The sequence below is a fragment of the Pseudomonas sp. ZL2 genome, from assembly GCF_054788455.1.
Genome location: NZ_JBGOGX010000011.1, coordinates 149,071 through 168,201, shown reverse-complemented (window position 1 = coordinate 168,201; position 19,131 = coordinate 149,071). Strand labels below are relative to the sequence as shown.

At 63.7% G+C, this 19,131-nt stretch carries 19 protein-coding genes; 13 read left to right on the top strand and 6 right to left on the bottom strand.

Annotated features, from left to right (window positions below; all coding sequences use genetic code 11):
* The first annotated feature begins 23 nt into the window (after positions 1–23).
* From ABM562_RS11740 to ABM562_RS11730, 3 genes are read left to right on the top strand one after another with little or no spacing between them, the layout of a single operon-like run.
* Positions 24–1,301, top strand: coding sequence for a flavohemoglobin expression-modulating QEGLA motif protein (locus ABM562_RS11740; RefSeq protein WP_115088420.1), 1,278 nt, complete (start codon positions 24–26; stop codon positions 1,299–1,301).
* Positions 1,273–2,196 (top strand): alpha/beta hydrolase, encoded by a 924-nt coding sequence (locus ABM562_RS11735; protein WP_115088419.1) that lies wholly within the window; start codon positions 1,273–1,275, stop codon positions 2,194–2,196. Before ABM562_RS11740 ends, ABM562_RS11735 begins: the two co-directional genes overlap by 29 nt.
* Positions 2,193–2,519 carry a hypothetical protein gene (locus ABM562_RS11730; protein WP_115088418.1) on the top strand — a complete coding sequence of 109 codons (327 nt, stop codon included), beginning with the start codon at positions 2,193–2,195 and terminating at the stop codon, positions 2,517–2,519. The genes ABM562_RS11735 and ABM562_RS11730 overlap by 4 nt, the downstream gene beginning before the upstream one ends.
* Before the next feature lie 166 nt (positions 2,520–2,685).
* Here ABM562_RS11730 and ABM562_RS11725 read toward each other — a convergent pair whose 3' ends face one another.
* The 3 genes from ABM562_RS11725 to ABM562_RS11715 form a co-directional block, all read right to left on the bottom strand.
* Positions 2,686–3,474, bottom strand: coding sequence for an OmpA family protein (locus ABM562_RS11725; RefSeq protein WP_258578850.1), 789 nt, complete (start codon positions 3,472–3,474; stop codon positions 2,686–2,688).
* A 50-nt stretch (positions 3,475–3,524) separates the two neighbouring features.
* A complete protein-coding gene (locus ABM562_RS11720) occupies positions 3,525–3,938 on the bottom strand; it encodes a DUF4398 domain-containing protein (RefSeq protein WP_115088416.1) in 414 nt (137 codons plus the stop codon).
* 273 nt (positions 3,939–4,211) lie between these two features.
* Positions 4,212–4,556: a pilin assembly protein gene (locus ABM562_RS11715; RefSeq protein WP_115088415.1), complete on the bottom strand. Its 345-nt coding sequence runs from the start codon at positions 4,554–4,556 to the stop codon at positions 4,212–4,214.
* A gap of 119 nt (positions 4,557–4,675) precedes the next feature.
* Here ABM562_RS11715 and ppc point away from each other — a divergent pair, with 119 nt between their 5' ends.
* From ppc to ABM562_RS11680, 7 genes are all read left to right on the top strand, one after another.
* Positions 4,676–7,303, top strand: a complete 2,628-nt coding sequence (gene ppc, locus ABM562_RS11710; protein WP_460422037.1) for a phosphoenolpyruvate carboxylase — start codon at positions 4,676–4,678, stop codon at positions 7,301–7,303.
* Between the two features lie 257 nt (positions 7,304–7,560).
* Positions 7,561–8,211: an adenylate kinase gene (gene adk / locus ABM562_RS11705; RefSeq protein WP_134064030.1), complete on the top strand. Its 651-nt coding sequence runs from the start codon at positions 7,561–7,563 to the stop codon at positions 8,209–8,211.
* A gap of 87 nt (positions 8,212–8,298) precedes the next feature.
* Positions 8,299–8,973 carry a tRNA (adenosine(37)-N6)-threonylcarbamoyltransferase complex dimerization subunit type 1 TsaB gene (tsaB, locus tag ABM562_RS11700; protein ID WP_134064028.1) on the top strand — a complete coding sequence of 225 codons (675 nt, stop codon included), beginning with the start codon at positions 8,299–8,301 and terminating at the stop codon, positions 8,971–8,973.
* Between the two features lie 129 nt (positions 8,974–9,102).
* A complete protein-coding gene (locus ABM562_RS11695) occupies positions 9,103–9,399 on the top strand; it encodes a hypothetical protein (RefSeq protein WP_115088411.1) in 297 nt (98 codons plus the stop codon).
* 3 nt (positions 9,400–9,402) lie between these two features.
* Complete coding sequence (locus tag ABM562_RS11690; protein ID WP_115088410.1) at positions 9,403–10,272, top strand: DUF72 domain-containing protein; 870 nt, start codon at positions 9,403–9,405, stop codon at positions 10,270–10,272.
* Positions 10,273–10,305: 33 nt separating this feature from the next.
* Complete coding sequence (locus tag ABM562_RS11685; RefSeq protein WP_115088409.1) at positions 10,306–11,136, top strand: isocitrate lyase/PEP mutase family protein; 831 nt, start codon at positions 10,306–10,308, stop codon at positions 11,134–11,136.
* Positions 11,137–11,142: 6 nt separating this feature from the next.
* Entirely contained in the window at positions 11,143–11,838 is a 696-nt protein-coding gene (locus ABM562_RS11680; RefSeq protein WP_115088408.1) for an extensin-like domain-containing protein, read from the top strand.
* 3 nt (positions 11,839–11,841) lie between these two features.
* On the opposite strand, the gene ABM562_RS11675 is transcribed toward ABM562_RS11680, so the two are convergent.
* Positions 11,842–12,462, bottom strand: coding sequence for an energy transducer TonB (locus tag ABM562_RS11675; RefSeq protein ID WP_134064024.1), 621 nt, complete (start codon positions 12,460–12,462; stop codon positions 11,842–11,844).
* Positions 12,463–12,557: 95 nt separating this feature from the next.
* Here ABM562_RS11675 and ABM562_RS11670 point away from each other — a divergent pair, with 95 nt between their 5' ends.
* Positions 12,558–13,340: a class I SAM-dependent methyltransferase gene (locus ABM562_RS11670; RefSeq protein ID WP_115088406.1), complete on the top strand. Its 783-nt coding sequence runs from the start codon at positions 12,558–12,560 to the stop codon at positions 13,338–13,340.
* Here ABM562_RS11670 and ABM562_RS11665 read toward each other — a convergent pair.
* Positions 13,337–13,969 (bottom strand): TetR/AcrR family transcriptional regulator, encoded by a 633-nt coding sequence (locus ABM562_RS11665; protein WP_115088405.1) that lies wholly within the window; start codon positions 13,967–13,969, stop codon positions 13,337–13,339. The two genes, ABM562_RS11670 and ABM562_RS11665, sit on opposite strands and share 4 nt — an antisense overlap.
* 195 nt (positions 13,970–14,164) lie before the next feature.
* Between ABM562_RS11665 and ABM562_RS11660 the strand changes: the two genes are divergently transcribed.
* Both ABM562_RS11660 and ABM562_RS11655 read left to right on the top strand, forming a co-directional pair.
* Complete coding sequence (locus tag ABM562_RS11660; RefSeq protein WP_115088404.1) at positions 14,165–15,265, top strand: efflux RND transporter periplasmic adaptor subunit; 1,101 nt, start codon at positions 14,165–14,167, stop codon at positions 15,263–15,265.
* A 6-nt stretch (positions 15,266–15,271) separates the two neighbouring features.
* Positions 15,272–18,337, top strand: coding sequence for an efflux RND transporter permease subunit (locus tag ABM562_RS11655; protein WP_115088403.1), 3,066 nt, complete (start codon positions 15,272–15,274; stop codon positions 18,335–18,337).
* Between the two features lie 78 nt (positions 18,338–18,415).
* Here the strand turns inward: ABM562_RS11655 and ABM562_RS11650 are convergent, their stop codons facing one another.
* On the bottom strand, positions 18,416–19,105 hold the full coding sequence (locus tag ABM562_RS11650) for a DUF4197 domain-containing protein (protein WP_115088402.1): 690 nt from the start codon (positions 19,103–19,105) through the stop codon (positions 18,416–18,418).
* Between the last annotated feature and the right edge of the window lie 26 nt (positions 19,106–19,131).

Genomic DNA, 19,131 nt, shown 5'->3' with positions numbered 1-19,131 from the left:
GATTGCAACTCAAGGAGTGTAGGGTGGACGAGTACCAGCAGACGATACGCGCCCTGTCTGATCGCATTGTCCTGGCGCAAACGCCCATTCGCGTGCTCGATGCGGTGAAGTGGGACGACAACATCCGCCAGGGTTTCCTCAAGAGCAAGGGCAAGGAGCCGCCAGCGGTAGACCGCGCCTATTACCAGGGCCGGCCGCTGTCGTTCGACTCCGCCGCGGTCAAGCTCGAGTTCCAGAACATCGAACGCGACATCACCCGCCAGCTCGGCCAGTTCAACCCGGTCGGGCAGATCATGCGGCGCATGTGCAAGGAATACCGCATGGTGGTGCGCATGCTCGAGGCGCGCGGCACAGAGGATTTCGGGCTGATCTCCCAGGAGCTGTATGGCGCCGCCTCCGATGCCTTCCATGCCGGTGACCCGACCCTGGCCGACCTGGGCCTGATGCTCTCGGACTACCTGAACAACATCGACGGCCGTGGCGACCTCAAGGACGAGCCGAAGAACCTCACCGCCAAGCAGGCGGTGGAGATGCTCCAGGGCCGCCTGAACAAGGTGTTCAACGAGGCTGAAGACACCATTCGCGTATTCGAGTCCGACGGTATCGTCGCCGACGCCGCTGCCGGCGCCGACTACATCAAGATCCGCGCCGACGCCATGTTCAACAGCCGCGACGTGCGTGCGCTGGAGGTTCACGAAGGCCTGGTGCACGTTGGCACCACCCTGAACGGTCTCAACCAGCCGATCTGCACCTTCCTGGCCAAGGGCCCGCCCTCATCGACCGTGACCCAGGAAGGCCTGGCGATCCTCATGGAGGTGATCGCCTTCGCCTCCTACCCCAGCCGCCTGCGCAAGCTGACCAACCGTACCCGGGCCATCCATATGGTCGAGGAGGGCGCCGACTTCATGCAGGTCTACGAGTTCTTCCGTGCCCAGGGCTTCGAGATGGCCGAAAGCTATGGCAACGCCAGCCGGGTGTTCCGCGGATCGGTCCCGAACGGCCTGCCGTTTACCAAGGACTTGTCCTATCTCAAGGGCTTTATCATGGTTTACAACTATATTCAGTTGGCCGTGCGCAAGGGCAAGCTCGAACAGATCCCCTTGTTGTTCTGCGGCAAGACCACCCTTGAAGACATGCGCACCCTGCGCCAACTGGTCGACGAAGGCCTGGTGGAACCGCCCAAGTATCTGCCGGAGCAGTTCCGCGACCTCAACGCGCTGTCGGCCTGGATGTGTTTCTCCAACTTCCTCAACCACCTGAGCCTGGACCGGATTGAAGCCGATTACTCGAACATTCTCTGAGGCATGGCGCAGGCCCCTGGGCCTGCTGCTGGTGCTGCTGAGTCTGGGCGGCTGCAGTTCGCTGTTGTTCTATCCCGAGCCTGGCCAGCCGTTCACCCCCGAGAAAGCCAAGCTTCAATACCGTGACGTCACCCTGACCGCGGCCGACGGCACCCGCCTGCACGGCTGGTGGCTGCCGGCCAAGCCCGGTGTCGAGGTCAAGGGCACAGTGCTGCACCTGCATGGCAATGGCGGCAACCTGGCCTGGCACCTGGGCGGCAGCTGGTGGTTGCCGGAGCAGGGCTATCAGGTGCTGTTGCTCGACTACCGCGGCTATGGCCTGTCCGAGGGCAAGCCGGAGCTGCCCGAGGTCTACCAGGACATCGCCGCGGCGCTGGACTGGCTGGACAAGGCGCCCGAGGTGCAGGGCAAGCCACAGATCCTGCTGGGCCAGAGCCTGGGCGGCTCGATGGCCATCCATTACCTGGCCGAGCATCCCCGCCAGGCCGAGCGCTTCAAGGCCATGGTCTTCGATGGCGTGCCGGCCAGCTATCGCCAGGTCGGGCGGTTTGCCTTGAGCAATTCCTGGATGACCTGGCCGTTGCAGGTGCCGTTGTCGTGGCTGGTGCCTGATGGCGACAGTGCGATCCATTCGATTGCGCGGATCAAAACGCCGCCCAAGCTGTTCTTTCACAGCATCGACGACCCCATCGTGCCGCTGGCCAACGGCATCCAGTTGTATCAGGCTGCGCCACCACCGAGGGTGTTGCAGCTAACCCGTGGCGGGCATGTGCAGACCTTTGCCGACAAGACCTGGCGCCAGGTCATGTTGCGCTTTCTGGACGACCCGAGTCGTTTCAACGGGCTGCGGCGCCTGGCCGAAGTCCCCAATTACCCTGACGAGAAGTCGCAATGAGTGAAGAACGCAACGCCATCCCGCTGATCATTACCGGTGTCTGCAGCATCATCGGTACCGTCGCGGCCCTGTGGTACTACGGTTACCTGCATTTCGCCAAGCCGGAGGATGCCTTGCTGCTGTCCGACTTCACCATGCTCAAGACCATACCGGGCGAGGACTACAAGATCTCCCTGCAGCCGGCCAGCCAGGTGGCGCAATGCGTTGATGGCGTGCTGGTGATGTTCGATACCGCGCAGAAGGGCCTGACTGGCGTGTTGGTGAACAACAAGAAGCAGGCCGTGCGCTGCCTGGGGCAGGAGACCCCGCAAGAAATCCAGTAAGCCCCGGGGCTGCTTTGCAGCCCAATCGCCGGCAAGGCCGGCTCCCACAGGTTGGGCGGCGTATACAGATCCATTTGTGGGAGCTGGCCTTGCCAGCGATGAGGCCGGCAACACAAACAAAAATCCCGCCAGACTCGGCGGGATTCTTGTTACTGCTCAGCAACCATCAATTCAGCTGGCTCACCGAGCGCGGTGCCACCGGCTGGTTGTCGTTGGAAATGGTCACTTCCACCCGACGGTTCTGGGCGCGGCCCGAGTTGCTGGTGTTCTCGGCAACCGGATATTCCTTGCCATAACCCTGGGCGACGATGCGCGCAGGATCTACCCCGGCACGTACCAGCGCCGCGCGCACCGAAGCTGCGCGACGCTCGGACAGCGTCTGGTTGTAGTTGGCGCTGCCTTTGCTGTCGGTGTAGCCCTCGACGATCACCTTGCGGTCAGGGTTCTCCTGGAGGAACTGCGCCAGCTTGGTGATGTTCGGGTAGGCGCTGCTCTTGAGGGTGGCCTTGTCAAAGTCGAACAGCACGTCACCGAAGGTCACCAGGGTGCCACGGTCGGTCTGTTTGGCGTTGAGGCTGTCCTGCAGCTTCTTGATCTGCGCATCGCGGGCATCAAGGCGGGCCTGGGCACGCTGGGCGGCAGCGTTTTTCAGGTTGCCTTCGGCGGTACGCAGGGCAATGGTCTGCTTGGCCACTTCCACCCGTTGGTTGGTCAGGTAGGCGAGCTGGTCGACCTTCTTCTGGTCTTCCTTGTCCATGTAGGCCTTGTCGGCCTTGTTCAGCCAGTCCTGGGCGTCCTTGGTTTCAAGGGCCGCGACCTTGGCGGCCTGCGGGTTGCTCTGCAGGGCAGAGAAGTTGGTCCGGGCCGATTCCAGGTTGGCGTTCGGCTGCGTCGAGCAGGCGGCCAGGCCAACGCTCAGGGCCAGAAGGGCTGGGATCATCACGTGTTTACGCATAATGGTTCATCCTTTGATCGATTACGAATGCACGGGTCGGCGGGCGGGCGTCATTCGACGCTGCGCATGCCTTCCTCACGCAGGTCCTGAACGCCCTGGCGGGCATCCTGTACGGCTTTCTCGGCCTTGGCGGCCTGGGCCTTGCGCTCGGCGACGCGGGCGTCCCACTCGGCCTGTTCGGCCAGGCGCTTGGCGTCGTCGTACTGCTTGTCGTGCATGGCGATTTCCGCCTGTTTCAGCTTGTCCTGCGCGGCCTTCATTTCGACGGCGGCGAACTCGGTACCGCCGGCGCTGACAGCGGAATTGACCGCCGATTGCGTCACTGCGTACTGCTCGGTGGGTGGGTTGCCGGCACAGCCGACCAGGACCAGGCTGCTGCCCAGTGCCAGCGCGGCCAGCTTGAGCCCGCGCAGATGGGTGGATGAGGTGTTTGCGGTGCGGGTCTTCATGGTGGTCAACTCCATTGGATCACTCCTGATGAACAACGAATTCCGTAACAGTCCATCGGCGCGACCCGTCAGCTTCGGGGACTGCTCTCACCCGGTTCTGAGAGGGTTTTGCCGTGATGGCTATTGGCTGTGACCGAAGCGTTTTTTGAATAGTTCAGAAAAAAATACCGCGTGTTCGCGGTTTTTTCTGACTGATCGGTCAGTGGGTTTTTCGTTGAACTTCCAGGCATGCCTGCGGTACGCGAGCGCCTGCGCGGGCGCTCGGAACGCGGGTGAAGGCGGGGTCAATCAAGGGTTGCCGGCATCTTTGGCGTTGCTCATTTCGTGCAGGTAGCGGCGTGACAACGCAAGAAAACGCGGGGTCGGGCCGATGTCCTCATAGAGCGGATCCCCCTCTTCATCGGTGGCAATCACCTGCGAGCCCTGGATATACGGGAAGCTCGCTTCCAGCTCTTCAAGCGCTGCCCCCAGCAGTTCGCCGAGCAGTTCTTCGGGCCGGCGCTTGGGGTACATCTCGGCCAGGGCTGCCAGGCGCGCCGCCGCTTCCATGTCCAGGTGCAGGACATGGCCGGTGGGGCTCAGCGAGCCTTTGGCGTGCTGTTCCCAATGCTGGGCAAGATCACGGATTTTCATGATGTTCTCCTGTGTGCCTGTGTTGAGCGTAGTTCAGCCCGGACTCTGCCTTGAAGCTCGGCCGGTACTGGGGCACTCTGGTCCCAGAGCGGTTTTCCCGAATGCCGGAGACAGGGCTGATGACTGATATCGATGTGCGCTTGCGTGAAGATGTTCATTTGTTGGGCGAGTTGTTGGGCGACACCGTGCGCGAGCAGCACGGCGAAGCGTTTTTGCAGACCATCGAGGACATTCGCCGTAGTGCCAAGGCCGACCGCAGTGGCGGTGCCGAGCAACTGAGCTCGACCCTCAATGATCTGGCTGAAGACGAGCTGCTGCCGGTGGCCCGGGCCTTCAACCAGTTTCTCAACCTGGCCAACATCGCCGAGCAGTATCAATTGATTCGCCGCCGTGACGCCGGCCAGCCCGAACCTTTCGAAGCCCGTGTGCTGCCCGAGTTGCTGGCGCGGCTCAAGGCCGCCGGCCACAGCGACGATGCCCTGGCCCGGCAATTGGGCAAGCTGAGCATCGAACTGGTGCTGACCGCCCACCCGACTGAAGTGGCCCGGCGCACCTTGATCCAGAAGTACGACGCGATTGCCGCGCAACTGGCTGCCCAGGATCACCGCGACCTGATCCCCGCCGAGCGCGAGCAGATCCGCGAGCGCCTGCAGCGCCTGATCGCCGAAGCCTGGCACACCGAAGAAATCCGCCGTACCCGACCGACCCCGGTGGACGAAGCCAAATGGGGCTTTGCGGTGATCGAGCATTCGCTGTGGCAGGCGGTCCCGCACCATTTGCGCAAGGTCGACAAGGCCCTGCACCAAGCCACCGGCCTGCGCCTGCCACTGGAGGCAGCGCCGATCCGCTTTGCCTCGTGGATGGGCGGCGACCGTGATGGCAATCCCAATGTCACCGCGCCGGTCACCCGTGAAGTGCTGTTGCTGGCGCGCTGGATGGCCGCTGACCTGTTCTTGCGTGATATCGATGCCCTGGCCGCCGAGCTGTCGATGCAGCAGGCCAGCGAAGCGCTCAGGGCCAAGGTAGGCGAGTCGGCCGAACCTTATCGCACCTTGCTCAAGCAGTTGCGTGAGCGCTTGCGGGTCACTCGCGCCTGGGCCCAAGCCTCGCTGACCACCGCGCAGGCCCCTGCACCCGAGGTGCTACAGGACAACCGCGACCTGTTCGAACCCCTGCAGCTGTGCTTCGAATCGCTGCATGCCTGTGGCATGGGCGTGATTGCCGATGGCCCGCTGCTCGATTGCCTGCGTCGGGCAGTGACCTTCGGCCTGTTCCTGGTGCGCCTTGATGTGCGTCAGGACGCCGCCCGGCACACCTCGGCGCTGAGCGAAATCACCGAATACCTGGGCCTTGGCCGCTATGCCGAGTGGGATGAAGACGCGCGCGTTGCCTTCCTGCAGCAGGAACTCAACAGCCGTCGCCCGCTGTTGCCAAGCTACTTCAAGCCCCAGGCCGACACCGCCGAAGTGCTCGCCACGTGCCGCGAGATTGCCGCAGCGCCAGCAGCCTCGCTGGGCTCTTATGTGATCTCCATGGCCGGCGCCGCTTCCGACGTGCTGGCCGTGCAGTTGCTGCTCAAGGAAGCCGGCGTGCTGCGGCCGATGCGCGTGGTGCCGTTGTTCGAAACCCTCGCCGACCTGGACAACGCCGGCCCGGTGATGGAACGCCTGCTCGGCCTGCCGGGTTACCGCGCCGGGTTGCACGGCCCGCAGGAAGTGATGATCGGCTATTCCGACTCGGCCAAGGATGCTGGCACCACGGCCGCGGCCTGGGCCCAGTACCGCGCCCAGGAAACCCTGGTGCGCATCTGCCGCGAACAGCAGGTCGAACTGCTGCTGTTCCACGGCCGTGGCGGCACCGTTGGCCGCGGTGGCGGCCCGGCCCACGCGGCGATCCTGTCGCAGCCACCGGGCTCGGTAGCCGGGCGCTTCCGTACCACCGAGCAGGGCGAGATGATCCGCTTCAAGTTCGGCTTGCCGGACATCGCCGAGCAGAACCTCAACCTCTACCTGGCCGCGGTGCTGGAAGCGACCTTACTGCCACCGCCGCCGCCACAACCGGCCTGGCGCGCGCTGATGGACCAGTTGGCTGCCGACGGCGTCAAGGCCTACCGCGGCGTAGTGCGCGACAACCCCGAGTTCGTCGAATACTTCCGTCAGTCCACCCCCGAACAGGAACTCGGCCGCCTGCCGCTGGGCAGCCGCCCGGCCAAGCGTCGCGCCGGCGGCATCGAAAGCCTGCGGGCGATCCCGTGGATTTTCGGCTGGACCCAGACCCGCCTGATGCTGCCCGCCTGGCTTGGCTGGGAAGCGGCACTGAACAACGCTCTGGCTCGCGGCCAGGGGCCGTTGCTGGCCGAGATGCGCGAGCAGTGGCCGTTTTTCCGCACACGCATCGACATGCTGGAGATGGTCCTGGCCAAGGCCGACGCCGACATCGCCCGCTCCTACGACGAACGTCTAGTGCAACCAGAACTGCGACCTTTGGGTGCACATTTGCGCGACCTATTGTCGCAGGCGTGCCAGGTGGTGCTGGGGTTGACCGGGCAGCCGGTGCTACTGGCGCACAGCCCCGAGACCCTGGAATTCATCCGCCTGCGCAACACCTATCTGGACCCGCTGCATCTATTGCAGGCTGAACTGCTGGCGCGCTCGCGCGGGCGTGAAGCCGCTCTGGATAGCCCGTTGGAACAGGCCTTGCTGGTCACCGTGGCCGGCATCGCGGCAGGCTTGCGCAATACTGGCTGAGTTAAAAATCCGGCCTGCCGATCGTCTACCCAAGAAGGGCAGAATGCTTGTAAAGCAACAGGTTGCGCCCGGCGCAACCTGTGCTTCAAGTGGCCACCGTGCGTGGGTTTTTCCGACTTTCGACCGCTTGTGTGGCTTGCGGGCGCTGTGTATCTTGAGCAGCCTTTTGATCGAAATTACGATCATCACCCAAATTCCGGGATTGGCCCTGCGTGGCAAACCCACTGATTTGCTTACAAAAAAATGAGGAGCACGAGATGCGCGTAATTCTGCTGGGAGCTCCCGGGGCCGGTAAAGGTACTCAGGCAAAGTTCATCACCGAGAAGTTCGGTATTCCACAGATTTCCACTGGCGACATGCTGCGCGCCGCAGTCAAGGCCGGCACTGCGCTGGGCCTGGAAGCCAAGGCAATCATGGACGCTGGCAAGCTGGTCTCCGACGAGCTGATCATCAACCTGGTCAAGGACCGCATTGCCCAGGCTGACTGTGCAAATGGCTTCCTGTTCGACGGTTTCCCGCGCACCATTCCTCAGGCTGAAGCTTTGGTGACTGCCGGCGTCGAGCTGGATGCCGTGGTCGAAATTGCCGTCGAAGACGAAGAAATCGTTCAGCGTATCGCTGGCCGCCGTGTGCACGAAGGTTCGGGCCGCGTCTACCACGTGGTCTACAACCCGCCAAAGGTTGAAGGCAAGGACGACGAAACCGGCGAGCCGCTGGTACAGCGTAAAGACGACACCGAAGAAACCGTGCGTCATCGCCTGTCGGTCTACCACGACCAGACCAAGCCACTGGTGGACTTCTACCAGAAGCTCTCGGCTGCCAATGGCGGCAAGCCGAAGTACAGCCATATCGAAGGCGTGGGCTCGGTAGATGCGATCACCGCCAAGGTCCTGGCCGCACTGAGCTGATCGACGCTCGGTAGTGCAGACAACGGCCCGCTTGCGGGCCGTTGTTGTTTATAATGCCGCTCTTTTTTCTTGCCCCTGGATTCTCCGATGACCACCTTGCTGGCCCTCGATACCGCCACTGAAGCCTGCTCCGTTGCCTTGCTGCATGACGGCAAGGTTTCCAGCCACTATGAGGTGATTCCACGCCTGCACGCGCAGAAGCTGCTGCCGATGATCCAGCAGTTGCTGGCCGACGCCGGTGTCACCCTGCAGCAGGTCGATGCCATCGCCTTTGGCCGTGGCCCGGGCGCCTTTACCGGCGTGCGTATTGCCATCGGTGTGGTCCAGGGCCTGGCCTTTGCCCTGGAGCGTCCGGTGCTGCCGGTGTCCAACCTGGCGGTGCTGGCCCAGCGCGCCATGCGCGAGCAGGGTGTGCAGCAGGTGGCGGCGGCAATCGATGCGCGCATGGACGAGGTGTACTGGGGCTGCTATCGGAACGTCGACGGCGAAATGCGCCTGCAGGGCAATGAAGCGGTGTTGCCGCCAGAGCAGGTCGCACTGCCGGCGGGCGCCAGCGGCGACTGGTTCGGTGCAGGCACCGGCTGGGGCTATGCCGAGCGCCTGGCGGTCAAGGTCAACGCTCAGGATGCCAGCCTGCTGCCCCATGCCCAGGACCTGCTGAGCCTGGCGACCTTCGCCTGGCAGCGTGGCGAGGCCATTGCCGCGGACCTTGCGCAGCCTGTGTACCTGCGCGACAAAGTGGCCACGCCGAAAGCGCGCTGAGTGCAACTCGTCGACTATTCTCAGGCCAAGTAAAACCTTTTGCCCGAACTGTGGTCCAGTTATCAATCGGGCATTAGCGAAGGATCAACGATGCTGCTAAATTGCCATCATTGCTCTTGAGTAATCGCCATGCGTATCGACGGTTTTTCCTCGCAATCCTACCCCATCAAGCGTGCCCCGCGCAAAGCGCCGGTGCGCAGCGATGACGTGGAAGACGAGGATCTGCCGGGCGAGTTCGAAGTGCAGCCGCAAGCCAGCGCCAGCCAAGGCCAGGCGCGCACCGGTGGCCTGCCGGCACGGCCCCAGGACATGATCTTCCCGCGGGCGCGCAACAAGCGCACCGCCCATGCCCTGGCCAGCTACCTGACCACTGCCGGTTTCGTTGACTGGGAGATGGAAGTACTGGGGCTGGACCTGTACATTTGATGGATGAGTCTGTCCACGCTTCCCTATTTTGTCGGTTGTCCGTCCTGGAGTGAAAACGCCTGGCGCGAGTACCTGTACCCGGCGGACGCCAGAACCGGCGACTTTCTCGGGCTCTACAGCCAGGTTTTCAATGCCGTAGAAGGCAACACCACCTTTTATGCCCGCCCGGCACCAGCGACTATCGAGCGGTGGGCGCAAGTGATGCCCGCGCATTTTCGTTTTACTGCCAAGTTCCCCGGCGATATCAGCCACGGCGGTGACCTGCACGGTCAACTGGCCGCCGCTCAGTCCTTCATCGAATTGCTCAAGCCTCTCGGTGCACGCGTTGCGCCGTACTGGCTGCAGCTGCCGGCAACCTTCGGCCCGGCGCGGCTGGGCGAGCTGGTGACTTTCCTTGACGAGGTCGGTGTACCGATTGCGGTAGAGGTGCGCAACGCGGCGTTCTTCAGCAAGGGCGATGAGGAGCGCTTGCTCAACCGCTTGCTGCTCGAGCGAGGCGTGGAGCGTATCTGCCTTGATCCCCGGGCCTTGTTCAGTTGTACCGCGCGCAGCCCCGAAGTGCTCCACGCCCAGTCGAAAAAGCCGCGCGTGCCGCCACGCCCGACCGCGTTCACCCAGCACCCGCAGATCCGCTTCATCGGCCACCCTGAGCTTGCCGCCAACGAGCCGTTCCTGCTGCCCTGGCTGGACAAGGTCGCGGCCTGGATCGAGGAGGGGCGCAGCCCCTATGTTTTCCTGCATACTGCCGACAACCGCCTGGCCGCCGCCCTGGCCCGGCGTTTCCATCAGGGCCTGATGGAACGCCTGCCGGGGCTTGCGGCCTTGCCTGAACTGGACAGGACGCCAGAAGCCGAACAACTTGGTCTGCTCTGAACGCGTCCTGTCGCCTGCCCGGGAGTCGTGATCATGGATGTGCAAACCCTGCGTGCCGAAGCCTTCAAAGCCCTGCATGAGCGCGATGGCGCCTTCGTCATCCCCAACCCGTGGGATGCCGGTTCCGCCAAGCTGCTGGCCAGCCTCGGCTTCGAGGCGCTGGCCACCACCAGCGCTGGCCTGGCGTTCTCCCTGGGGCGTCCGGACGCCGAAGGGGCGATGACCCTGGATGAAACCTTGGCGAATGCGCGCTCTGTTGTCGATGCCACGGCATTACCGGTGGCCGCCGACCTGGAGAACGGTTTCAGCGACGATCCTAAGGGTTGCGCCGAGGCGATCCTGCAGGGCGCCGCCGTCGGTCTGGTGGGTGGCTCAATCGAGGATGCCAGCGGCAACGCCGACGAGCCGATCTACAGCTTCCATCACGCGGTTGAGCGGGTCGAGGCGGCCGTCGCCGCTGCCCGTAGCCTGGACTTCCCGTTCATGCTCTGCGCCCGTGCTGAAAACCTGCTGCATGGACGCATCGACCTGGACGACACCATTGCCCGCCTGCAGGCCTTCGCCGAAGCCGGTGCCGATGTGCTCTATGCGCCGGGCCTGCGTACGGCTGAAGAGATCCGTCGGGTAGTGCTGGCGGTGGCGCCCAAACCGGTCAACGTGCTGATGGGCCTGAGCGGCGTGCAGCTGAGTTTTGGCGATGTCCAGGCCCTGGGCGTCAAGCGCATCAGCGTCGGTTCGTCGCTGGCGCGGGCGGCCTATGGGGCGTTCTTCAACGCCGCGCAACGGATTCACGATCAAGGCCGTTTTGACTATGCCGACCAGGCGTTGTCATTCGACCAGCTCAACCAGTTGTTCAGGCGCTGATCGCTCATGCGCAAAGGATTGCTCGTCGTGCTGTGCCTGATATTGATTGCTGTATCCGTGGCTGCCTGGCGCCTGGGGTGGCGCCTGCCGGATGCCTGGAACCCCTGGGCGGCACTCGATGTGCGCGAGCCGCCGAACCTGCTTACACCGTACAAGCTGGGCCGCCTGCAGGATGATCCGCAGCTGTGCGAACAGGCGCTGGCGACTTCGAATTTGCGTTACCGCAAGCAGGCCGACAGCCCGGCCAATGCGCCCTGCCCATTGGAAAACGTGCTGCGGGTCGAGGGCTCGTCGGTGCGCCTGAGCAGCAGCTTTCTCGCCAGTTGCCCGCTGGCGGTGGCCTACGCGCTGTTCGAGCGCCATGCCCTGCAGCCGGCGGCGCAGCGCGCCTTTGCCCAGCCGGTGGTGCAAGTCGATCACCTGGGCAGCTTCGCCTGTCGCAACATGTACAACCGCAAGAATGGTCGCCTCAGCCAGCATGCCACGGCCAACGCCCTGGACATCGCCGGCTTTCGCCTGGCCGACGGGCAGCGCATCCAGTTGCTCAAGGACTGGCCGGGGGAGGGTGTCAAAGCGAAGTTTCTAAAGGATCTGCACGCCAGTGCCTGCGACAGTTTCAACACGGTGCTGGGGCCCGACTACAACGCCGCGCACCGCAATCACTTTCATCTGGACATGGGCTTCTGGCAAATCTGCCGCTGAGGCTCAGGCGGCGATGCGTACGTTGTTCAGCACCACCGGGCGTGCCCAGCGATTGTCGAAGTCCAGCTGCGATTGCTGCACGGCCATGGTGGCTTCGTCGAAAGGCTCGGGCGCCTTGTCCAGCAGGTCCATCTCGAACTCGGCAATCGGCAGGTACAGCGGCTTGGCCTGTGGCGCCGGGCCTGGTTCCGGGAGCGGGTGGCCCTGGCTCATGACCACCGGGCGTACCCAGGTGTTGCTGATATCCAGCTGGCGTTGCTGCTCGATCAGTTCGGCGGCGCTGAACGGCGGGGCGAGTTTTTCCAGCAGTTCAGGCTCCAGCTCGGCGATGGGCAGGAACAGTGCCTCAGGCGGGGCCAGTTCGGTGTCATGCACATCGCACAGACGCTGGCTGTGAATCTGCGCCAGCACCTGGCTGCCGCCCAGCGGCTCGCCAGTGACCTTGTCGAACTGCTCGGCGGCCACGGCCTCGGCCGCGCCGTCTTCACCTTGCTGCTCAGCCAGGGCGCGGGCAAAAAAATCCTGCCACAGGTGGCTGACGCCACCCAATGCCTGGGTATTGTGCCGGCCATAGTCGCCGACGGGCGAGATATAACCTGAGTTGAGCTGAAGAATGTCGGTCATGGCAGTCGCAGAGCGTTCTGGTCTGGCAAAATAGCGAATACTTCGTATATCGGCCGTGGCCGACGATCATTTAATTTTTTTGAGTACAGGATTTGATGGTGGAGCAACTGGCGGACGGCGGCATCCGGGTCGAGGCATTGACGGCCGATTATCAGGCCCTGGCTGCCGAGTGGGCGCAGCGCCTGGAGCTGCCGCTGAGCGATGACAACGCAGGCTTTGCCGTGCAGGTCGGCGCCGATGGCCTGCAGATCCAGCAACTGGGCCCGCAAGCGCCAGGGCCGGTGCGGGTGGATTTCGTCGAAGGCGCGGCGGCCCACCGGCGGGTGTTCGGTGGCGGTAGCGGGCAGATGATCGCCAAGGCCGTGGGTATCGCCCAGGGCGTACGCCCGCAGGTGCTCGACGCCACGGCGGGGCTGGGCAAGGACGCCTTCGTGCTGGCAAGCCTGGGCTGCCAGATGACCCTGATCGAGCGCCAGCCGCTGGTCGCCGCCTTGCTCGCAGATGGCCTGGCCCGCGCCCGCAGCGACGCCGAGGTCGGCCCGATCGTCGCGCGTATGCAGCTGCTCAGCGGCAATGCCATCGAGCACATGCGCAACTGGCAAGGCGAGCCGCCGCAGGTGATCTACCTCGACCCGATGTTCCCGCACCGCGACAAGAGCGCCCTGGTGAAAAAGGAAATGCGCGTGTTCCGCCCGCTGGTCGGTGACGACCTCGATGCGCCGGCACTGCTCGAAGCCGCCCTGGCCCTGGCCAGCCACCGGGTGGTGGTCAAGCGCCCGCGCAAGGCGCCGATCATCGACGGCCCCAAGCCCAGCCACAGCCTGGAAGGCAAATCCAGCCGCTACGACATCTACCCGAAAAAAGCCCTCAAGCCTTAAGGCCGGTAGGCGCGCATGAACAGCGCCACCACTTCCTGGACATGGGCCTCGGCAGCCTCGGCATCCAGCGCCGGGGCATAGCCGAGCAACAAGCGGAAGTTGGCCGCGCCCTTGAGCAGGCAGAAGAAGTGCTCGGCGGCGTTGGCCGGCAGCTCGATGCACAGCAACCCGCGCGCATCCGCCTGGCGCAACAGCGCCTCCATCTCGTGCAGGACCCGCAACGGGCCGGCCTCGAAGAAGATCTGGCTGAGCTTTGGGTCCTGATTACCCAGGGCCATGATCAAGCGGTGCAACTTGACCGACAGGTCGCTGCTGATCAGCGCCTGAAAGCCGCGGCCGATCTTCACCAATACCTGCTCCAGCGGCACGCCTTCAGGCAGCTCGAAGATCAGTTCGGGCAGCTGCGCCGTGCAGGTGGCGACCACCGCCGAGGAGAACAGCGTCTCCTTGTCGGTGAAGTGGCTGTAGACCGTGAGTTTTGACACACCTGCCGCTGTCGCGACCGCATCCATGCTGGTGTTGGCATAGCCAAGGGTTAGAAACAGCGCCTTGGCTGCTTCGAGAATGGCCTGGCGTTTTGCCAGGTCCTTGGGCCGGCCGGGGCCGGTGGGAGCGGTGACTTTGGGCATGAGTGAAAAGATACATATTCCAGTAAGTGCACATGGTACATCGCGACCGGTCTTTCGGCGGGCAAATATCGACGCGCTGCTCCCGGCATAAATATGGGATTTCTCTCGGACGCCTGCTTCCCCGGTCCGGCTCCCTGATTTAATATACCCGTCAGTATAAATATTCAAAGCGCCATTCGCGAAAGGTCATTCATCATGTTGCGCCTTGCCTTGCCCCTCGCTTTGCCCGTCAGTCTTGTGCTGTTGCTTGCTGCCTGCGGGCAGGAAAGCGCACCGCAGACTTCCCTTCGTCCGGCCATGGTGGTACAGCCGCAGCCGGCCAGCGCCGCTGCCGACAGCTACCCTGGCGAGGTGCGGGCGCGCTTCGAACCGGAGCTGGCCTTCCGCATCGGCGGCAAGGTCAGCAAGCGCCTGGTCGAGGAGGGGCAGCGGGTCAAGGCCGAGCAGGCGCTGGCCGAGCTCGACCCCCAGGATGTGCGCCTGCAACTGGAAGCCAGCCGTGCCCAACTGGCCGCCGCCGAAGCCAACCTGAGCCTGGTCAAGGCCGAGCGCGACCGCTACAAGACCCTGCTCGACCGGCAGATGGTCAGCCGTTCGCAATATGACAATGCTGAAAACCTTTACCGCGCGGGCCTGGCCCGGCTCAAACAGGTGCGCGCCGAGTTCGACGTCGCCGGCAACCAGGCGGAATACGCTGTGCTGCGGGCCTCTCAGGATGGTGTGATTGCCAAGCGCCAGGTCGAAGTGGGGCAGGTGGTGTCCGCTGGCCAGACGGTGTTCACCCTGGCCACCGATGGCGAGCGTGAAGTGCTGATCGGCCTGCCGGAGCAGAACTTCGGGCGCTTCAAGGTCGGCCAGCCGGTGTCGGTGGAGCTCTGGTCGCAACCGGATCAACGCTTCAATGGCCGTATTCGTGAGCTGTCACCTTCGGCCGATCCACGCTCGCGAACCTTTGCGGCGCGCATCGCCTTTACCGCCGGCAAGGTGCCGGCCGAGCTTGGCCAGAGTGCCCGGGTGTTCATCCAGCACGCCGAGCAGATTCCGCTGGCGGTGCCGCTCTCGGCGCTGACCGCAGAGAACGGCCAGACCTATGTCTGGCGTGTCGATGCCAACAACACCCTCAAGCGCGTGCCGGTACGGGTCGGTGCCTACGGTGAAAACAGCGTGCCGGTGCTTGAAGGCCTGAATGCCTCGGACTGGGTGGTGGCGGCCGGCGTGCATGTGCTCCAGGAGGGGCAGCAGGTACGTCCGGTGGATCGGTCCAATCGTGTGGTGAATCTGGCGGCCAAGGAGTAAGTCCCGATGGGTTTCAACCTTTCCGCCTGGGCCCTGCGCAATCGGCAGATCGTGCTGTTCCTGATGATTCTGCTGGCCGTGGTCGGCGCGCTGTCCTACACCAAACTGGGGCAGAGCGAAGACCCGCCCTTTACCTTCAAGGCCATGGTCATTCGCACCATCTGGCCTGGTGCCAGCGCCGAGGAAGTCTCGCGCCAGGTGACCGAGCGCATCGAAAAGAAGCTGATGGAAACCGGCGAGTACGAGAGGATCGTCTCGTTCTCACGGCCCGGTGAATCGCAGGTCACCTTCATGGCCCGCGATTCGATGCATTCGGCCGACATCCCCGAGCTTTGGTACCAGATCCGCAAGAAGGTCGCCGATATCCGGCACACCTTGCCCCAGGGTATTCAGGGGCCGTTCTTCAACGATGAATTCGGCACCACCTTCGGCAACATCTACGCGCTGACCGGTGATGGCTTCGACTACGCCGTGCTCAAGGACTACGCCGACCGGGTGCAGATCCAGTTGCAGCGGGTCAAGGACGTCGGCAAGGTCGAGCTGCTTGGCCTGCAGGACGAGAAGATCTGGATCGAGCTGTCCAACCTCAAGCTGGCCACCCTCGGCCTGCCCCTGGCAGCGGTGCAGCAGGCGCTGGAAGAGCAGAACGCGGTGAGCACCGCGGGTTTCTTCGAGACTCCATCCGAGCGCCTGCAGTTGCGGGTCAGCGGGCGCTTCACCACGGTCGAGCAGATCCAGCAGTTCCCGATCCGGGTCGGTGACCGCACCTTCCGTATTGGCGATGTCGCCGATGTGCGCCGAGGCTTCAATGATCCGCCCGCACCGCGCATGCGCTTCATGGGCGAAGATGCCATCGGCCTGGCGGTATCGATGAAGGCCGGCGGCGATATCCTGGTGCTGGGCAAGGCCCTGGAAACCGAGTTCGCCCGCATCGCCCACAATCTGCCGGCCGGCATGGAGCTGCGCAAGGTGTCCGATCAGCCGGCAGCGGTGAAGACCGGCGTTGGCGAGTTCGTCCAGGTGTTGGTAGAGGCCCTGGCCATCGTCTTGCTGGTGAGTTTCTTCTCCTTGGGGATGCGCACCGGCCTGGTGGTGGCCCTGGCCATTCCGCTGGTACTGGCGATGACCTTTGCCGCCATGTACTACTTCGGTATCGGCCTGCACAAGATCTCCCTCGGCGCGCTGGTGCTGGCCCTGGGCCTGCTGGTGGATGACGCCATCATTGCCGTGGAGATGATGGCAATCAAGATGGAGCAGGGTTTCGACCGGCTCAAGGCGGCCAGTTATGCCTGGACCAGCACCGCCTTCCCGATGCTGACCGGCACCCTGATCACCGCCGCCGGCTTCCTGCCGATTGCCACCGCGCAGTCCGGAACGGGCGAATACACCCGTTCGATCTTCCAGGTGGTAACCATCGCCTTGCTCGCCTCGTGGATTGCCGCGGTGGTGTTCGTGCCCTATCTGGGCGAGCGCCTGCTGCCGGACCTGGCCAAGCTGCACGCGGCCAAGCATGGCACTGCCGAAGGTGGGCCAGATCCGTATGGCACACCGTTCTACCAGCGCGTGCGGCGCCTGGTCGGCTGGTGCGTGGAGCGGCGCAAGACGGTGATCGTGGCGACTATCGCCCTGTTTATCGGCAGTATTTTGTTGTTCCGCTTCGTGCCCCAGCAGTTCTTCCCGGCTTCCGGGCGCCTGGAGCTGATGGTTGACCTGAAGCTGGCCGAAGGCGCCTCGCTGAGTAATACCGCCGAGCAGGTCAAGCGTCTGGAAGCGCTGCTCAAGGAACGCGCCGGCATCGACAACTATGTAGCCTATGTGGGCACGGGTTCGCCACGCTTCTACCTGCCATTGGACCAGCAACTGCCAGCGCCAAGTTTCGCCCAGTTCGTCGTGCTGGCGAAAACCATCGAGGAGCGTGAACAACTGCGCAGCTGGCTGATCGCCACCCTCGATGAACAATTCCCCGACCTGCGTTCGCGGGTCACGCGCCTGGAAAACGGCCCGCCCGTGGGCTACCCGGTGCAGTTCCGGGTCACCGGCGAGCATATCGAGCAAGTCCGCGCCCTGGCCCGCAAAGTGGCGGCCAAGGTGCGCGAGAACCCCCATGTGGTCAACGTCCACCTCGACTGGGAAGAGCCGAGCAAGGTGGTTTACCTGAACATCGACCAGGACCGCGCCCGCGCCCTGGGAGTGAGCACGGCGAACCTGGCGAAGTTTCTGCAAAGCTCGCTGACCGGCTCTGCGGTCAGCCAGTTCCGTGAGGACAACGAGCTGATCGAGATCCTCCTGCGCGGTACCCAGCAGGAGCGCAGCGAGCTTGCCAACCTGCCAAGCCTGGCGGTGCCTACCGACAATGGCCGCAGTGTGGCGCTGTCGCAGGTGGCAACCCTGGAATACGGCTTTGAAGAAGGCGTGATCTGGCACCGCAACCGTCTGCCCAATGTCACCGTGCGCGCCGACATCTACGGCAAAGAGCAACCGGTTACCCTGGTCAAGCAGATCCTGCCGACCCTGGACCCGGTGCGTGCAGAACTGCCCGATGGCTATCTGCTAGAGGTAGGCGGCACGGTGGAAGACTCCACTCGCGGGCAGAAGTCGGTGAACGCCGGGGTACCGCTGTTCATCGTTGTGGTGCTGACCCTGCTGATGCTGCAATTGCGCAGCTTCTCGCGCACGGTGATGGTGTTCCTCACCGCACCGCTGGGGCTGATTGGCGTAACCCTGTTCCTGCTGGTGTTCCGCCAGCCGTTCGGCTTTGTCGCCATGCTCGGGACCATTGCCCTGTCGGGGATGATCATGCGCAACTCGGTGATCCTGGTCGACCAGATCGAACAGGACATCGCTGCCGGGCTGGACCGCTGGCAGGCGATTATCGAGGCGACGGTAAGGCGCTTCCGGCCGATCGTGCTGACCGCCCTGGCGGCGGTGCTGGCGATGATCCCGCTGTCACGCAGCGTGTTCTTCGGGCCGATGGCGGTGGCGATCATGGGGGGGTTGATCGTGGCGACGGCGTTGACGCTGTTGTTCCTGCCGGCGCTGTATGCGGCGTGGTTCAGGGTCAAGAAAGCCTGAGGGCGGTGACACAGATCTATTGTGGGAGCCGGCCTTGCCGGCGATGGGCTGCGCAAGCAGCCCTTTGGAGCGAGAGGCTCAAAGCGCGCCAAACACCTTCTTGGCAATGCTCGTGGCCGCAGCAGCCGGGTTCTGGCGGATGGTTTCTTCCTGCTTGGCAATCATCTCGAACAGGCCGTTGAGCGCCTGCTCGGTTACATAGCCTTCGACGTTGGCATTCTTGGCATCCAGCACGCCCAGTGTCGCCGCTTGCCCAGCGAAGCTGTTGTATTGCTGGGCCAGGCCGACCTGGTCGGTAGCCTTCTTGACGATCGGCAGGAACTTGGCGCGAATCTGCTCGCGGCTGGTCTTGCTCAGGTACTGGGTGGCCGAGTCGTTGCCGCCGCTGAGGATGCCCTTGGCATCTTCCACGGTCATCTTCTTCACGGCATCGACCAGCAGCGCCTGGGCCTGCGGCACGGCAGCTTCAGCGGCCTTGTTCATACTGGTTTCCAGTTGCTCGACCTGGGCACCCATGCCGAACGCCTTCATCTTCTTGGCGGCTTTGCCAAGGTTGCCCGGCAACTCGATACGCACATCCGGGTTATTGCTGAAACCACCGGGGGTGCCCAGTTGTTTCACCGCCACCTGGGCGCCCTGGGTCAGGGCGTCCTTCAGGCCAGTGGAGGCATCTTTTTGCGAGAGGTCGCCGAGCGACAGCGCCAGGGCGCTTGCCGACAGCAGCAGGCCGGCGCACAGGCCGGTAAAGGTTAGAGCTGGGCGAAACATGGCAGCATCCTTATGCGAAGGGCAGA

Excerpts from the sequence above, each read along its gene's own strand:
- ABM562_RS11685 (WP_115088409.1), top strand. The coding sequence starts at position 10,306 with ATGGATGTGCAAACCCTGCGTGCCGAAGCCTTCAAAGCCCTGCATGAG.
- tsaB (WP_134064028.1), top strand. The coding sequence starts at position 8,299 with ATGACCACCTTGCTGGCCCTCGATACCGCCACTGAAGCCTGCTCCGTT.
- ABM562_RS11660 (WP_115088404.1), top strand. The coding sequence starts at position 14,165 with ATGTTGCGCCTTGCCTTGCCCCTCGCTTTGCCCGTCAGTCTTGTGCTG.
- ABM562_RS11720 (WP_115088416.1), bottom strand. The coding sequence starts at position 3,938 with ATGGAGTTGACCACCATGAAGACCCGCACCGCAAACACCTCATCCACC.
- adk (WP_134064030.1), top strand. The coding sequence starts at position 7,561 with ATGCGCGTAATTCTGCTGGGAGCTCCCGGGGCCGGTAAAGGTACTCAG.
- ABM562_RS11650 (WP_115088402.1), bottom strand. The coding sequence starts at position 19,105 with ATGTTTCGCCCAGCTCTAACCTTTACCGGCCTGTGCGCCGGCCTGCTG.
- ABM562_RS11715 (WP_115088415.1), bottom strand. The coding sequence starts at position 4,556 with ATGAAAATCCGTGATCTTGCCCAGCATTGGGAACAGCACGCCAAAGGC.
- ABM562_RS11695 (WP_115088411.1), top strand. The coding sequence starts at position 9,103 with ATGCGTATCGACGGTTTTTCCTCGCAATCCTACCCCATCAAGCGTGCC.
- ABM562_RS11680 (WP_115088408.1), top strand. The coding sequence starts at position 11,143 with ATGCGCAAAGGATTGCTCGTCGTGCTGTGCCTGATATTGATTGCTGTA.
- ABM562_RS11670 (WP_115088406.1), top strand. The coding sequence starts at position 12,558 with ATGGTGGAGCAACTGGCGGACGGCGGCATCCGGGTCGAGGCATTGACG.
- ABM562_RS11675 (WP_134064024.1), bottom strand. The coding sequence starts at position 12,462 with ATGACCGACATTCTTCAGCTCAACTCAGGTTATATCTCGCCCGTCGGC.
- ppc (WP_460422037.1), top strand. The coding sequence starts at position 4,676 with ATGACTGATATCGATGTGCGCTTGCGTGAAGATGTTCATTTGTTGGGC.
- ABM562_RS11665 (WP_115088405.1), bottom strand. The coding sequence starts at position 13,969 with ATGCCCAAAGTCACCGCTCCCACCGGCCCCGGCCGGCCCAAGGACCTG.
- ABM562_RS11690 (WP_115088410.1), top strand. The coding sequence starts at position 9,403 with ATGAGTCTGTCCACGCTTCCCTATTTTGTCGGTTGTCCGTCCTGGAGT.
- ABM562_RS11725 (WP_258578850.1), bottom strand. The coding sequence starts at position 3,474 with ATGCGTAAACACGTGATGATCCCAGCCCTTCTGGCCCTGAGCGTTGGC.
- ABM562_RS11730 (WP_115088418.1), top strand. The coding sequence starts at position 2,193 with ATGAGTGAAGAACGCAACGCCATCCCGCTGATCATTACCGGTGTCTGC.
- ABM562_RS11655 (WP_115088403.1), top strand. The coding sequence starts at position 15,272 with ATGGGTTTCAACCTTTCCGCCTGGGCCCTGCGCAATCGGCAGATCGTG.